Genomic DNA, 14,130 nt, shown 5'->3' on the forward strand with positions numbered 1-14,130 from the left:
CCGAGCAGCTACAGCAGAGCCAGCAACTGCTTCGTGTGGCCCGGCAGTTCCGCCTCCGCGAGACCCCCGATGAGGTCCCTCAACGGCATGGGCTGATCGACCAGCACCGTGTCGTGGGACAGGAGCAGCGTGGGCACGAGCGTGGCGAGCTCGGCCTCGCTCAGCACCGGGCCACCGAGCGTGCAGAGGGCCTCGCCCTGGAGGCGGATGCGTTCCCGGAGCCCGGCGTTGCCGCCGGCGTTCGTGATGACGCGGTCGAGGGTCCAGGGGTCGTGCGCCGTGCGGTTGTCGTAGGTCGTGTTCGCTCCCGACGCGACGCAGGAGGCGGCGGCGATCGTGGTGGCGTTGACGATGGCGACGTGCGCCAGGATCTGGTCGGCGTTCCATTCACCGGCCGGCGGGGCCTTCGGGTCGCCGGACCCGGCCACGGTGGCGGCGGCGTCCAGCAGCGCGCGGTAGGCGTCGCGGAGCGGGGTGGTGTCCATGGGTGTCTCTCTTCGGTACGGAGGATCAAGGGGCCTCAGGTGTGGGCGGGGGACATCTCCCAGGGCGCCTGCGGAAGGACCTCGCCGGTCTCGAGCAGCGACTTCAGGTTGGCCAGCACGGCCGGCCAGCCGGACGAGATGCCGTTCAGCATCGCCTGGTTCGGGAGGTTCTCGTGGGTCACGGTGAGGCGGACGATCTCGTGGTGGGGTTCGACGAGGAAGGTGACGACCGAGGGTTCCCGCGGTGCGTCCGGGCTGTCCTCGAAGGTGATCACCAGACGCGTCGGGGGATCGGCCTCGACCACCGTGCCGACGACGTCGACCTTCCCGGAGCCGTCGACGCGCCGGTGCTCCCAGTTCGAGCCCGGCTGCCAGTCCGAGACGTTGGCGTGCCCCCAGTAGCGCGTGGTCAGGTCGGCGTCGGTCAGCGCCTGCCACACGTGCTGCGCGCTCGCGCGGATGTAGGTGACGTAGACGTAGGTCGGAATGGTCTCGGATGAGGTCTTGTCGGCCATGGCGTACTCCTCTGCCTGGTTCTTGACGGCGCTGATCACGTGCAGGCGGGCCTTGTCGAACCCCGAGATCCAGCGCTCCTCGATCTCGTGGATCGGCACCGGGTTGAGGTAGTGCAGCCGCTCCCGTCCCCGCCGCACGACCACCACGAGGTCGGCCCGGACGAGGAGGTCGAGGTGCTGCGTCACCGACTGGCGGGCCATGCCCAGGCGCTCGCACAGCTCCCGCAGCGTCTGCCCGTTGTGCTCCCGCAGGCGGTCGAGCAGGAGCCGCCGGGTGGGGTCGGCCAGCGCCTTGAAGACCTGGTCCATCCCAGCCTGCCTGTCGCTCACTCGCCCATTATGCAGGTAAATGCCTGCCTATTGTCAATAGGGCCGGGGGTGATGGTCGGTTGGGTGACATGAGCTGCACCCGTGCAGCTCATGTCACCGAAATGCCGGAAGTTGCTCGTAGCCGCAGCGGACCGGGCCGACTCCGCCGCCGAGCGACTGCTGTGCGCCTCCTGCGGGATGCCGGCATCGGTGGGTGGGTGCTCGGGCATCCGTTCGGGCCCTGGTGCACCGACCTGGCGTTCCCGCAGCAGAAGGTCGCGGTGGAGGTGGACGGGTGGGCCTGGCACGTCGATGCCGAGCGCTTCCGTTCCGACCGGCGTAAACAGAACGCCCTCGTGCGGGCGGGCCGGTCCAAAGCTCACAAATGCCCGAAGGTGCCACGAAGGGGTGGACCTGGATCGGTCGGTGATCGGGTCCCGGACCGGCGACGTACCGTTCCGGGTGACCTGGTCGATCAGGAGCGAAGGGCTGTCACTCGGTGGTTCGGCCTCGGCACGGGAGCCGGTGGGTGCACGGGGGCTTGGTGGTGCTCCTCGTGGGCTACGCCTTCCTGCCCCTCGCCGACACGACGCTGCAGCTGCTGTACGACGGCACGGCGGTGCTGGCGCTGGCGATCGGGTTCTGGGGCCTGCACACCTACCGGCCTACGCATCCGCGCGGCTGGCTGTTGTTGTTGGCGGGCCTCGGCGGGTGGGTCACGGGTGACCTGATCTGGCAGGCCGAGTCGTGGAACGGAAGTTCGTTCCCCGCTCCCTCCGATGCCGTCTATCTCGCCTCGTACGTCCTGCTCGGGGCCGGTGTGCTCGCCATGGTGCGCACCCGCCGGTCGGGGAGCGACAGGGCGGCGTTCCTGGACGCGGCCATCCTCACCACCGGCATCGCCGTGCTGACCGCGGTGTTCGTGATCGCGCCGGTGGGCAGCAACGTGGACCTGAGCACTCTGGCCAAGGTGGTCGCCGCGGCCTATCCGGTGGGTGACGTCTTCCTGCTGGCCACGTTGGCCCGGATGCTCACCTCACCCGGTTCGCGCAGCAGCTCCTACCGGCTGCTGATGGCGGCCCTCCTGGTCACCACGGTCACCGACGTGACGTGGAACCTCCTCGTCTCGCTGTCCGGCGACGCGAGCCCGGACCGGCGGTGGACCAACGTCGGGTGGCTGTGCGGGTACGTCCTGGTCGCGCTCGCGGCGAACCGGCCCGCGATGACCCAGGTCGCCGAGCCTGCTCCGCCGAGCGACGTCCGCCCGTTCGGGAGGCGGCGGGTGGCGGCGATGGCCGTCGGCCTGCTGCTGCCACCGGCGGTGCTGTTCCTCGAGGGCCTCGACGGCCAGGTGGACGCCTGGCCGGTGATCGCGGCAGGCGCGGCGGTGATGTCCGTGCTGGTCCTGCTGCGCTTCGTCGATCTGTTCTCGGTGGTGCAGACCCAGGCCGTGCAGCTCGCGGCGCTCGCCCGTACCGACGCCCTGACCGGCGCCGCGAACCGGCGGACGTGGGACCACGAACTGTCGCGGGCCTGCCAGTTCGCCCGCGACCACCACCGCCGCCTCTCCGTCGCGATCCTGGACATCGACCATTTCAAGGCCTTCAACGACACCTTCGGACATCAGGCCGGCGACGACCTCCTGCAACAGGCCGTCGCCGCCTGGACCGCCGCCCTGCCCTCAGGGGCGTTCCTCGCCCGCTACGGCGGGGAGGAGTTCGCGGTCCTGCTGCCGGACCACGACGTCCGCGCGGCGCACGCGGTGATCACCGACCTGGGTGTGCGGACCCCGCTGGGACAGACGTTCTCGGCCGGCGTGGTGGAGCGGCCGGATCTCGGCCCGAACAACCCGACCATCCTGGTCGCGGCGGCCGACAAGGCCCTTTACCGCGCCAAGCGCGGCGGCCGCAACCGCGTGATGACCGCGACGAGCACGGACCTCTTCCCGGCGCAGCAGCCGGACGGCGGCACCGACGCGGTGCGGCAGTCCGACTCCGCGCAGCGCTAGACGCGTTCCGTCACCGGCGGCGGGAGAGGGCGACGCCGACGAGGCAGACCGCCCCGCCGACCACCGCCCACGTCGAGGGAACCTCCCCGAGCAGCAGCGCGCTGACCGCCACGGTGATCGGCGGGACGAGGTAGGTGGTCACGCCGAGCCGTCCGGCGTCCATCCGCGACAGGGCGTAGGCCCAGGTGCTGAACGCCAACGCCGTCGGCACCACACCGAGGTACACGAGCCAGGCGGTGGCGGCGGCCGGGGCGGCGGCGATGTCGTCGAACAGCGCAGGGGTGAACGGCAGGCAGGCGAGCGCGCCGATCGTGCACGCGAGCCACGTCACCTGCAGCCCGGGCAGCCGCCGCAGCACGGGTTTCTGCGCCAGTACGCCGACCGCGTACGTGGCGGCGGCGACCAGCGCGAGGACCACTCCGAGCACGTCGGAGCCGGTGTCGGGACCCGCCGGCCCGGTCGTCGCCGCGCCCACGACGGCCGCCCCGGCGAAGGCGATCAGGGCGCCGATCACGAGCCAGCGTGGGAAGCCCTCGCCGAGCAGCAGCCCGGCGAACAGCGCGATGAGGACGGGACCGACGTTGACCAGCATGGCGGTGGTCCCGGCGTCGATCCGCTGCTCGGCGGCGTTGAGCGCGACGTTGTAGACCGCGAACCAGGCGAGCCCGCAGAGCACGATCAGCGTCCACTCGCGCCGGTTCGGTGCCACCCAGTGGCGGCGACCGAGCAGCAGGGTCGCGCCCAGCACGAGCGAGCCGACGACCAGCCTGCCGAGCGCGAGCGACCCGGGGGAGTAGGACGACCCGACGTAGCGGATCGCGACGAACGCCGACGCCCAGGCCAGCACGGTGACCGCGACCGCGGCGACGGCTCCCCGGCCGAGCCGGGTGGACACCGTGGTCACGGACGCCTCCAGCGTGCTCCGTCGGACGAGCGGAATGAGCCTCTCACCCGTCCACCCAATCGCACGGGGATGAGCGGGTGAATGGATGGGGCGCTCAATTCGATGTCTCGGCGTCCAGCTCGACGCTATCGTCGGATCGTGGACGCGTTGACGGACCTGCTGACTCAGGTGCGCTCGAACGGCGCGCTCTTCGGCCGCAGCGTCCTGACCCCACCCTGGTCGGTCCGCTTCGCCGAGTGTGCCCCCCTGACGCTGGTCGCCATGCTGCGCGGAGCGGGATGGATCATCCGCGGGAGGGCGAGTCCGTCGCGATCGCGGAGAACGAGGTCGGCATCGTGGTCGGGCCCGACCCCTTCGTCGTCGCCGACGGCCCCGACGGCTCCACCCCGCCGCGGTACACCCGGTACGCGCCGGACGGCTGCGCGGCGGCGGACGGCACGGAGCTCGGCGACGAGCTGCGGTTCGGCGTGCGCACCTGCGGGCGGAGCCTGGCCGGCACGACGGCGCTGCTCACCGGCAGCTACCAGGTCGGCGGCCATGTCTCGGAGCGTCTGATCGACGCACTCCCGCGGGTGCTGTTGGTGCCCTACACGGGACAGGTCTGTCCGGTTCTGCAGCTGACGGTCCGCGAGATCGAACGCGACGATCCCGGGCAGCAGGCGGTGCTCGACCGGCTCCTCGACCTTCTGCTGCTCACGACGCTCCGCGACTGGTTCGCCCTGCCCCAGGTCCAGCCCCCCGCCTGGTACCGCGCCATGGGCGACCGCGTGGTGGGCCGCGCCCTGCGGCTGCTGCACGAGCAGCCGGCCAGGCGGTGGACCGTGGCGGCGCTGGCCGGCGAGGCGGGCGTGTCCCGGGCGACGTTCGCCCGCCGGTTCACGGACCTGGTCGGCGAGCCGCCCATGGCGTATCTGACGGATTGGCGGCTGTCACTGGCCGCGGACCTGCTCGTGCGCACCGACGCGACGGTCGAGGCCGTCGCGCACCAGGTCGGCTACGGCAGTGCGTTCGGGCTCAGCGTCGCGTTCAAGCGCGTCTACGGCATCCGGCCGAGCGATCACCGCTCCGCGACCGTCGTCGCCTAGCGCGAACCGGCGCGTCGTCAGCGGGCGACGCGCACGGGCTCGCCCGCCGTCAACGTCACCTCCCGGCCGCCGACCAGCACCCCTTCCGTGCCGCCGGCGTCGCCGCCGAGCAGCAGCTCGACGTGCCCGTGGTCGACCGACACGTGGACGGGGCGGCCGCGCCAGCGGAGCCGGAAGCGGATGCCCTGCCAGTCGCCGGGCAGCCAGGGTGTGAACGACAGGCGCCCGCCCAGCACGCGCAGGCCGCCGAACCCGTTGACCAGGATCTGCCAGGTCCCGCCCGCCGAGGCGATGTGCATGCCTTCGGCGGTGTTGCCCTGGTTGTCGGCCAGGTCGACCAGGACCGAGCGTTCGAAGTACTGCACCGCCCGGGTGGTGTCGCCGACCTCCATCCCGATGATCGCGTGGATCGACGGGCTCAGCGACGACTTGTGCAGCGTCCGCTTCTCGTAGTACTCGAAGTTCGCCTTCTTCACCTCGGCACTGAACTCGTCGGGCAGCAGGTAGTTGAGCATGACGACGTCGGGCTGCTTGAGCAGCTTGGTCGTCTCGCAGTTGAAGTGGTGGTAGCCCTTCGGGTAGCGGGGCATGTCGTTGTCGTCCCACTCGGTGATGGGGATGTCGTCGCGGTCGAAGTAGCCGGTGAACTGCTCGATCACGCCGGCGACGGTCCGCGGTCCGACGATGCCCTCGGCGACGGCCTGCCAGCGGTCGCGCTCGTCGGGCTTGAGCCCGATCGTCGTGGCGACGGCGGCCAGTACGTCGGGGTGGCGATCGCGCAGCTCGTCGTAGAGGGCGACGGTGCGGGTCAGGTGCCACTGTGCGAGGCGGTTGGTGAAGGCGTTGTTGTCGATGTGGGAGTGGAACTCGTCGGGGCCCATGACCTGCCGGAGCTCGTAGCCGCCCGCGGGTGATGCCGCGACCCGGTCGACCCAGAACCGGCTGGTCTCGAACAGCACCTCGGCGCCGTAGTCGTGCAGGAAGGCGGTGTCGCCGGTGGCCTCGACGTACCGGAAGATCCCGTAGGCGACGTCGGCGGAGACGTGGACCTCTTCCTCGCGGGTCCAGAACCGGTTGGCCCCGTCCGGGGTGAACTGGGGGCATTCCTCGCGGCCGGTGTCGGCGGACTCCCAGGCGTAGCGCGCGCCGCCGGTGCCGTATTCGCGGGAGTTGGCGCGGGCGCCGTCGAGGGTGTGGTGGCGGTAGCGCAGCAGTGCCCGGGCGGTGTCGGGCTGGGTGAGGATGAAGAACGGGAGCATGAAGATCTCGGTGTCCCAGAACACGTGTCCGCGGTAGCCCTCGCCGGACAGCGACTTCGCGCCGATGTTGACCGTCGGATCGTCCGGGTTCGCGGTGATCAGTAGGTGGTAGAGGCCGAACCGCAGCGCGCGCGTGAACCGCTCGTCGCCGACGACCTCGCACGCGCACGCGTCCCAGAGCTGCTCCCACACCGCTCGGCTCGCGGCGACGACCCCGTCGAATCCTGCACCGTCGAATCCTGCACCGTCGAATCCTGCACTGCCGAATCCTGCACCGTCGAATCCTGCACTGCCGAATCCCTCCTGCTCGGCCAGGGCGGACCGGCACCGGTCGGGCAGCGGGCCGGACGCGTCCGGGTCGCGCGAGGTGCAGATCGCGACGAGCTTCTCCATCCGCACCGGGGCGCCGCCGTGCACGGTACGTTCGGTGACGCGCTCACTGCGCTGCTGGGCGGCGCGGTGCACCGGCGGGGTGGCGAAGGTGGTCGACGCGAGGAAGCCCAGCTCGACCCCGGTGTCCAGCGTGCGCATCTGCAGGTAGAGCGTGTCCGCGGCGGAGCGGGCGGTCTGCTCCATGTGCTTGGCGAGCGCCCACTTCTCCCAGCGGGTTCGGACGTCGAAGACCGTGCCGGCGGGGTAGACCGGCAGCGCCTCGAGGTTGCGCCGGTCGCCGTCGATCCCGGTCTCGACCACGATCTGCCCGTCGTGGTTCTCCGGGGTGACCGTGAGGCGGAGCGCGCAGATCCGGCGGTCCGCCATGCTCGCGCAGCGCTCGGTCTCCAGGCGGGTGCGTCGGCCGTCGGCGTCCTCGAACAGGGTGCTGCGGGTGAGGACCCCGTCGCGCAGGTCCAGCACGCGCCGGTGCTCGACGACCGTGCAGGTGTCGACGTCGAGCCGCACTCCGTCGACGTACACGGCGGTGTCCAGCCAGTCCGGGACGTTCACCAGGTCGATCACCGGGACCTCGTGGCCGTCGTACACGCCGCCCAGGAACGTGCCCGACAGCTGCCCGAGGTGGCCCTCCTCGAGGCTGCCGCGCGTGCCGAGCCTGCCGTTGCCGACGGTGAAGATCGTCTCGTGGTAATTGGCGCGCGCTCTGTCGAATCCCTCGGGGCCGAACCCGGTCTCCTCGACCAGCCAGGCGCTGTCGGTCACGTCGGTCACGACTTCTCCCCGTAGGTGCGGGCGATCTGCTTGTCGGTCTCGGCCAACGGGCGGTAGACGTCGAGGCCCGAGCCGCTGACCCGTTGGGCACCCATCGCGTTGCCGTAGCGCGCCGCCGAGACGATGTCGTGGTCCTGCAGGAAGCCGAACGCCATGCCCGCGGCGAACGAGTCGCCCGCACCGGTCGCGTCGACGACGTCGTCCACCACGATCCGCGGGACCTGCTCCTCCACCAGCGCCCCGCCGGAGTCGAGGTGGTAGGCCACGCAGCCGCGCTGGTCCAGCGTCACGCAGACCGCCTGCACGCCGTGGCGCAGACAGTGCTCGGCGAAGTCGGGCAGCTGTTCCTCGGGGATCGGGTTGCCCGCGTCGTGGTGCGCGAGTGCGTCCGGCGAGGGGAACCAGCTGCAGCCGGCCTCCTCCAGGTTCATCTTGAGGACGTCGATGTGCGGGAGCCACGAGTCGCGTTCGACCCACAGCCGGCGCTTGCGCTCGCCGCCGATCACGAGCGTGCTGGTGGGGCCGTGGGCGTCGAGCAGGATCGTGCCGTCGCTGTGGCTCTTGATGTAGGCGAGCGTCGCCTGGCCGACCTCGTAGTCGGTGATCGGGACGCACACGAAGGCGTCGGCGTGCAGAGCGAACTCGACGTCCGCAGGCGTGATCGGATCCATGAACGCGGTCTGCTGCTCGATCCGGTTGGCCTGGTCGGTGTAGGTGAGCTCGACGACGGCTCCGTGGTCGCTCGCCGATCGGATCCCGGTGAGGTCGACGTTCGGGAACGCCGACAGCATCTCCTTGATCGGTTCCTCGTCCTCGCGGCGGACGTGGACGATCGGGTGGATGCGGTCGTCGGGGTCGAGCAGCGCGGCGAGCGCCGCCACGGTGTAGAGCGCGCAGCCGTACTTCTCGAAGGTCTCCCCGTTGTGCGTGATGATCCTGTCGCGTGGGATCGGTCCGAGGACCGCAACACTTCGACCTGCCGCCACGGCTGCCCCCTGATCACCTTCGACGCGGAGCGGCGACGCTACGCCGTGGCCCAGGTCACGTACAGGTCCGCTGCCGTCGATCGGAACAATCCGTGGAACGCGCCGCTCATGGAGATCGTCGGACGTGCAGCAGCCCGAGCCGCTGCGTGGCGCGGGTGATCGAGACGTAGAGGTCGGCGGGGTTGTGCGCCCTGATCCGTTCCGGGTCGACGATCACGACGACGTCGAACTCGAGACCCTTCGCGGACACCGGGGTGTGCAGCTGGGCCGGAAGGCCGGCAAGACCGTGCAGGTCGGCGGCGATCACCGCGAGCGTCCCGCGGCCCAGCTGCGCCACCTCCGCGTCGACGGCCCTGCGCACCTCGGCGACGAGGTCGGCCGCGGGAACGGTGCGCTCCCACGGATCCTCGCCCGTGGCCCGCACCGACTCGGGCGGCTGCCGGTCGGGCGCGTAGTCGGCCAGCACGCCCGCGGCCAGCGCCATGATCTCGGCGGGCGTCCGGTAGTTCACCGTGAGCGTCCGGTAGGTCCACCGGGAACCGAGCTGCGGGGCGAGCACGTCCGCCCACGCATGCGCTCCCGCAGGGGCGCTGCGTTGCGCGAGGTCGCCCACCGCGGTGATCGAGTGGGAGGGGCAGCGCCGCAGCAGGACGTGCCAGTCCATCGCGGAGAGCTCCTGCGCCTCGTCGACGACGAGGTGCCCGAACCGCCAGTCCCGGTCGGCGGCCGCGCGCTCCGCGACGCTCTTGAGATGCTCGGGCACCTGCCGGGCGGCGAGGACGTCCGCGGTGACGAAGTCGGTCGGGCGCATCTCGTCGGGGTCCTCCCCGGCGATCTGCCGGTCGGCCGACTCCAGGATGTCCAGGACCTCCGCGGCGTAGGCCCGGTGAGCTGCGCGGTCGGGCTCCAATGCGTCCGGCCGGGCCGTCTCGGGCGGGGGACCGAGCAGCTCGGCCAGCTCGTCGAGCAGCGGTGCGTCCGCCACCGTCCACGCTGAGCCTTCGGCCCGGTGCAGCCCGGACAGGTCGATCCCGCCGTCCTCGATCCCTTTGACCGCCGAGGCCAGCCGCTCCCGCGACGCGAAGAGCCCGGCGAGGACCTGCTCCGGGGTCAGCACCGGCCAGAGCCGCTCGACCGCCGCGTGGAACGCGAGGTCCGAACGCAGGTCGTCGCGCAGCTCGCGGCGCAGCTCGGCCGACAGCTGCGCGGTGCCGGCCGCAAGCTCCGGGAGGTCGCCGAGGAGCTCGGCGAACTCGGGCGGGTCTTCCAGGTCCTGCTCGAGCCGCTCGACACCCTGGTCGACGAGGAGGCGGCCGACCGTGTCGCGGAAGGTCGCCCGTGCGGCGTTGTGCGGCAGGCCGGCGGCCCGGGCGCGCGTCCGGGCTTCTCTCGCCATGGCGCGGTCGATCTCGACGGTGACGTCGTCGAGCTCGATCGCGATCGGTGATCCGGGCAGCTCCTGGCGGTCGGTGACGGCGCGGCGCAGGACCTCCAGCATCCCGAGGCCGCCCTTCGTGGCGGCCACCTCGTCCGGATCGACGGCGGTCGCGACGACGCCGTGCGCCAGCCGGCCGGGGGTCGTGAACACCACGGCCGACTCGCCCAGCGCGGGCAGCACGCCCCCGACGTAGCGGATGAACCCGGCGCTGGGACCGACGACCAGTACGCCACTGCGGGCCAGCCGTTCGCGGTGGGTGTAGAGCAGGTAGGCGACGCGGTGCAGCGCGACCGCGGTCTTCCCGGTTGCCGGGCCGCCCTCGATGACAACGACGCCGGAGAGCGGCAGCCGGATGATCGCGTCCTGCTCGGCCTGGATGGTCGTGACGATGTCGCGCATCGTCGACCCGCGGGGCGCCTTCAATGCGGCGAGCAACGCCGGATCGGACGCGGATCCGGAATCGGCGTGGCCGTCCAGCACGTCGTCGTGGAAAGCGGCGACCCGCTCGTCGGGTGCGGTTCCGGCGAGCTGGAAATGCCGTCGCCGGGTCACGCCGAGCGGGGTCGCCAGCGTCGCGCAGTAGAACGGCCGGGCGGCGGGTGCCCGCCAGTCGATGAGTGCGCTCTCCCCGTCCGCGGGGTCGGTGAGCCCGATACGGCCGATGTAGCTCGTCGGCTCGTCGGTGTGGTCGAGCCGGCCGAAGCACAGCCCTGACCGGGCGGCGGTGAGCGCGCTGACCCGCTCCGACCAGCGGTGCACGGAGACGTCGCGCTCCCACCGGGCGCTGAGCTCCCCGCCGGTCGGCGTGGCCAGCATGCCCCGCGCCCGGTCGGTGGCCGCCGCCAGCTCGGCGGTGAGGAGCGCATGCAGCCGGCGGATCCGCCCGGTCTCCGCCTGCGCCTCCTGCTCGACGGGGGGTCTGTCGACGCCCTTCCCGCCCGTGCTATGTTCGAACTGCGGGGCTACGAATTCGTTTTCTGGTTGCACCCATCAGAGTAGCCTTTTCCGCCAATCATCGTGCAGCGCCACATCGGTGAATCAGTGCGAGAGCACCGGTATTGCGGCGGCCATGCCGGACAGATCGATCACCCGGCGGATCGACGATCCCGTCGGCACGACGAGCCGGAGCGCGATCTGCAGGATGTCGAGACGGCTGCCGAGGGTGAACAGCACCCGGAGGCCGGCGCTGTCGATGTACTCGAGCCCGCTGAGATCGATCGTGACGGCGGTGAGCTGATTGCCGATCGCGCCGAGAATCTGCTGTTCGACCTCGTCGGCGTTGGCCATGTCGATCTCGCCGAAGAGAGCGATGCGGGCGGTGTCGGCGCTGTCGTGTCCGACGGTCATGCTCGCGTCGGTCACCGCGGCCCCCCTTCTGTGGTCGTCCGGCGGATCCGTACCCGGGTGCCGGTGTCGGTGCGGTCGATCGTGACCTCGTCGCTGAGGGCACGCATGAGGATGATGCCGCGGCCGCGAAAGCTCCCGCGGGCCGCTCGCCACCGGCCGGTGTCGCCGACGACGGCGATCACGTCGGGTGCCTGGTAGGCCAGGCTGACCGAGACGGTGCCGCCGGCGGCCCCGTAGGCGTGCTCGATGGCGTTCGCGCACGCCTCGCCGACCGCGGTCAGCAGGTCGGCGGTGGCCTGCCGGTCGGCGCGGACATGGGCCAGCCACCGGCGCATCGCGATCCGGAGCGGCTTGAGCGAGCTCGGCACAGCCGGCAGCTCCAGCTCGAACGTGTCGGTGTCCGTGTCGGCGGCCGGCTGTCGCCGCAGCACGAGCAGGGCGATGTCGTCGGACGGCGGTTCGGCTCCGACCAGCGCCTGCATGACCGTCGCGCAGACCGACTCGGGCGGGCCGGCGAACATCGCCTCGGCGAGCCGGTCGAGGCCGGCGGTCAACGAGCGGCCCCGGCGCTCGACCAGGCCGTCCGTGTACAGGCACACCGCCGTGCCCGGGGGCAGTGCGACGGTGCTGGTGTGCCTGCGGCCGCTGGTGGTGACCCCGATGGGCAGGTCGGCGGGCAGGTCGAGGACCGCCGCCGGCAGCCCGGCGCCCGCGGAGATCACGGGTGGCGGGTGGCCGGCGCACGACAGGCGCATCTGCTCCCCGGACGGGTCCACCACCGCGCACAGGACCGTCGCCATCACGTCGGGCTCGAACTGGTGCACCTGGCGGTCGAGGCGGTCCAGCAGCTCGGCGGGGTCGGCGGTGTCGAGGGTGTAGGCACGCAGCGCGTGCCGCAACCGCCCCATCTCGACCGCGGCGGTCAATCCGCGGCCGACGACGTCGCCGACCACGATGCAGACCGCACCCGACCCGAGCACGAACACGTCGTACCAGTCGCCGCCCACCTGGCCCTGGCCGCCCGGCACGTAGCGGGCGGCGAACTCGAGCTCCGGGATCTCGGGCAACGCGGACGGCAGCAGGCTGCGCTGCAGCACCGTGGCCGCGGCCCGCTCGACCTCGGCCGCGCGGGCGTGCACGGCCAGGGCGATCCGGTCGGCCACCAGCTGCAGGAGCGTCGTGTCGTCGGCGGAGAACGGGCGCGGGGTGAGCGTGCCGACGTGCAGGACGCCGAGCACGGTGCCGCCGACGAGCAGCGGCACCCCGAGCAGGGACCGGATCCCCTTCTCCCGCAGGAGCGGGTTGAGCACGTTGGTGTGGTCGACCTGTTCGAGGATCACGGGCCGCTTCTCCGCGGCGATGCGGCCGGCGAAGCCCTTGCCGAGGGGGATCCGCACCCCTTGGCTGACCTCCTCCTCGATGCCCCGGGCGGCGGTCGCGACGAGGTACCGGCCCGACGGGTTCAGCAACAGCACCGCGGCGGTGTCGACGGCGAGCAGCTCACGGACCCTGTCGAGGAGTTCGTCGAGCAGCTCGTCGACGTCGAGCTGTGCCAACCCGGCGTCGGTCACCGTCTCCAGGCGCCGGAGCCGGTCGCCGAGTTCGGTCATGAACGGGGCTTCTCGACGTGACCCCCGAACTCCAGTCGCTGCGCCGACTGCACCTTGTCCGCGAACAGCTCGCTGCCCCGCGAGGCGAAGCGGCTGTAGAGGGCGGCGGTGAGCAGGGGGGCCGACACCCCCTCCTCGATCGCGGCGATGGACGTCCACCGGCCCTCGCCGGAGTCGGAGACGCGGCCGGTGAACTGCTCGAGCCCCGGGTCGGCACGCAGCGCCTCGGCGGTGAGGTCGAGCAGCCACGAACCGACGACGCTGCCCCGCCGCCACACCTCGGCGACCTCGGCGAGATCGATCGCGTCGTAGGGGTAGTACCGCGGATCACGCAGGGGCGCGGTCTCGGCGTCGGCCTCCTGCGGCCGGGCGCCCGCCCCCGCCCCCTTGATGATGTTGAGGCCCTCCGCGTACGCCGCCATCAGCGCGTACTCGATGCCGTTGTGCACCATCTTCACGAAGTGGCCCGCGCCGGACGGCCCGCAGTGCAGCCAGCCCTGCTCGGCCGGCGTGGGATCGCCGGTGCGGCCGGGTGTGCGGGGCGCGGCGTCGACGCCGGGCGCCAGCGTCGCGAAGACCGGGGTCAACCGGTTCACGGCACGGTCCGGCCCGCCGACCATGAGGCAGTAGCCGCGCTCGAGGCCCCAGACGCCGCCGCTGGTGCCGCAGTCGACGTAGTCGACGTCGCGGCCGGACGCCACCTCCGCGCGGTCGATGTCGTCGCGGTAGGAGGAGTTGCCGCCGTCGACGATCGCGTCGCCCGGCGAGAGCAGGTCGAGCAGCTGCGTGACCGTCGCGCCAGTGATGGCGGCGGGCAGCATCAGCCAGACCGCGCGCGGCGCCGCGAGCCCCGCGACCAGTTCCTTCAGCGAGCGCGCGCCGTGTGCCCCCTCCTGCTCCAGCCCGGCCACGGCGTCCGGCGAGACGTCGTACACGTGGCACTCGTGCCCGTCACGCAGGAGACGGCGCACCATGTTCGCGCCCATCCGACCCAGTCCGACCATGGCGATCTGCACGACG

10 protein-coding genes and 1 pseudogene are annotated in these 14,130 nt (G+C 71.9%); 2 read left to right on the plus strand and 9 right to left on the minus strand.

Going from position 1 to position 14,130, the window contains the following annotated elements:
- Positions 1–8: 8 nt before the first annotated feature.
- Together RM445_RS06365 and RM445_RS06370 are read right to left on the minus strand one after the other, a co-directional pair.
- Positions 9–485 carry a hypothetical protein gene (locus RM445_RS06365; protein WP_311555126.1) on the minus strand — a complete coding sequence of 159 codons (477 nt, stop codon included), beginning with the start codon at positions 483–485 and terminating at the stop codon, positions 9–11.
- A gap of 35 nt (positions 486–520) precedes the next feature.
- The gene (locus tag RM445_RS06370) at positions 521–1,330 is read right to left on the minus strand and encodes a metalloregulator ArsR/SmtB family transcription factor (RefSeq protein ID WP_311555128.1); all 810 of its coding nucleotides are present in this window, start codon (positions 1,328–1,330) and stop codon (positions 521–523) included.
- A gap of 508 nt (positions 1,331–1,838) precedes the next feature.
- On the opposite strand from RM445_RS06370, the gene RM445_RS06375 reads away from it, so the two are divergent.
- Positions 1,839–3,317 carry a GGDEF domain-containing protein gene (locus RM445_RS06375; protein ID WP_311555130.1) on the plus strand — a complete coding sequence of 493 codons (1,479 nt, stop codon included), beginning with the start codon at positions 1,839–1,841 and terminating at the stop codon, positions 3,315–3,317.
- A gap of 10 nt (positions 3,318–3,327) precedes the next feature.
- On the opposite strand, the gene RM445_RS06380 is transcribed toward RM445_RS06375, so the two are convergent.
- Positions 3,328–4,221 (minus strand): DMT family transporter, encoded by an 894-nt coding sequence (locus RM445_RS06380; protein ID WP_311555131.1) that lies wholly within the window; start codon positions 4,219–4,221, stop codon positions 3,328–3,330.
- 138 nt (positions 4,222–4,359) lie between these two features.
- On the opposite strand from RM445_RS06380, the pseudogene RM445_RS32720 reads away from it, so the two are divergent.
- A pseudogene (locus RM445_RS32720) lies at positions 4,360–5,306 on the plus strand (AraC family transcriptional regulator).
- Between the two features lie 17 nt (positions 5,307–5,323).
- On the opposite strand, the gene RM445_RS06395 reads toward RM445_RS32720, so the two are convergent.
- The 6 genes from RM445_RS06395 to gnd form a co-directional block, all read right to left on the minus strand.
- Positions 5,324–7,729 carry a glycoside hydrolase family 65 protein gene (locus tag RM445_RS06395; protein WP_311555132.1) on the minus strand — a complete coding sequence of 802 codons (2,406 nt, stop codon included), beginning with the start codon at positions 7,727–7,729 and terminating at the stop codon, positions 5,324–5,326.
- Positions 7,726–8,715, minus strand: coding sequence for a carbohydrate kinase family protein (locus RM445_RS06400; protein ID WP_311555133.1), 990 nt, complete (start codon positions 8,713–8,715; stop codon positions 7,726–7,728). The genes RM445_RS06395 and RM445_RS06400 overlap by 4 nt, the downstream gene beginning before the upstream one ends.
- Before the next feature lie 106 nt (positions 8,716–8,821).
- Entirely contained in the window at positions 8,822–11,140 is a 2,319-nt protein-coding gene (locus tag RM445_RS06405) for an AAA family ATPase (protein WP_311555134.1), read from the minus strand.
- 51 nt (positions 11,141–11,191) lie between these two features.
- On the minus strand, positions 11,192–11,515 hold the full coding sequence (locus RM445_RS06410) for an STAS domain-containing protein (protein WP_311555136.1): 324 nt from the start codon (positions 11,513–11,515) through the stop codon (positions 11,192–11,194).
- A complete protein-coding gene (locus tag RM445_RS06415; RefSeq protein WP_311555137.1) occupies positions 11,512–13,110 on the minus strand; it encodes an ATP-binding SpoIIE family protein phosphatase in 1,599 nt (532 codons plus the stop codon). The genes RM445_RS06410 and RM445_RS06415 overlap by 4 nt, the downstream gene beginning before the upstream one ends.
- Entirely contained in the window at positions 13,107–14,126 is a 1,020-nt protein-coding gene (gene gnd, locus RM445_RS06420; RefSeq protein WP_311555138.1) for a phosphogluconate dehydrogenase (NAD(+)-dependent, decarboxylating), read from the minus strand. The genes RM445_RS06415 and gnd overlap by 4 nt, the downstream gene beginning before the upstream one ends.
- Positions 14,127–14,130: the final 4 nt, after the last annotated feature.

The sequence above is a fragment of the Pseudonocardia charpentierae genome, from assembly GCF_031845345.1.
In the GTDB taxonomy this organism is placed as follows: domain Bacteria; phylum Actinomycetota; class Actinomycetes; order Mycobacteriales; family Pseudonocardiaceae; genus Pseudonocardia; species Pseudonocardia charpentierae.

Bases quoted from the DNA above. Each gene is read 5' to 3' on its own strand.
- RM445_RS06365 (WP_311555126.1), bottom strand. From the start codon at position 485: ATGGACACCACCCCGCTCCGCGACGCCTACCGCGCGCTGCTGGACGCC.
- RM445_RS06415 (WP_311555137.1), bottom strand. From the start codon at position 13,110: ATGACCGAACTCGGCGACCGGCTCCGGCGCCTGGAGACGGTGACCGAC.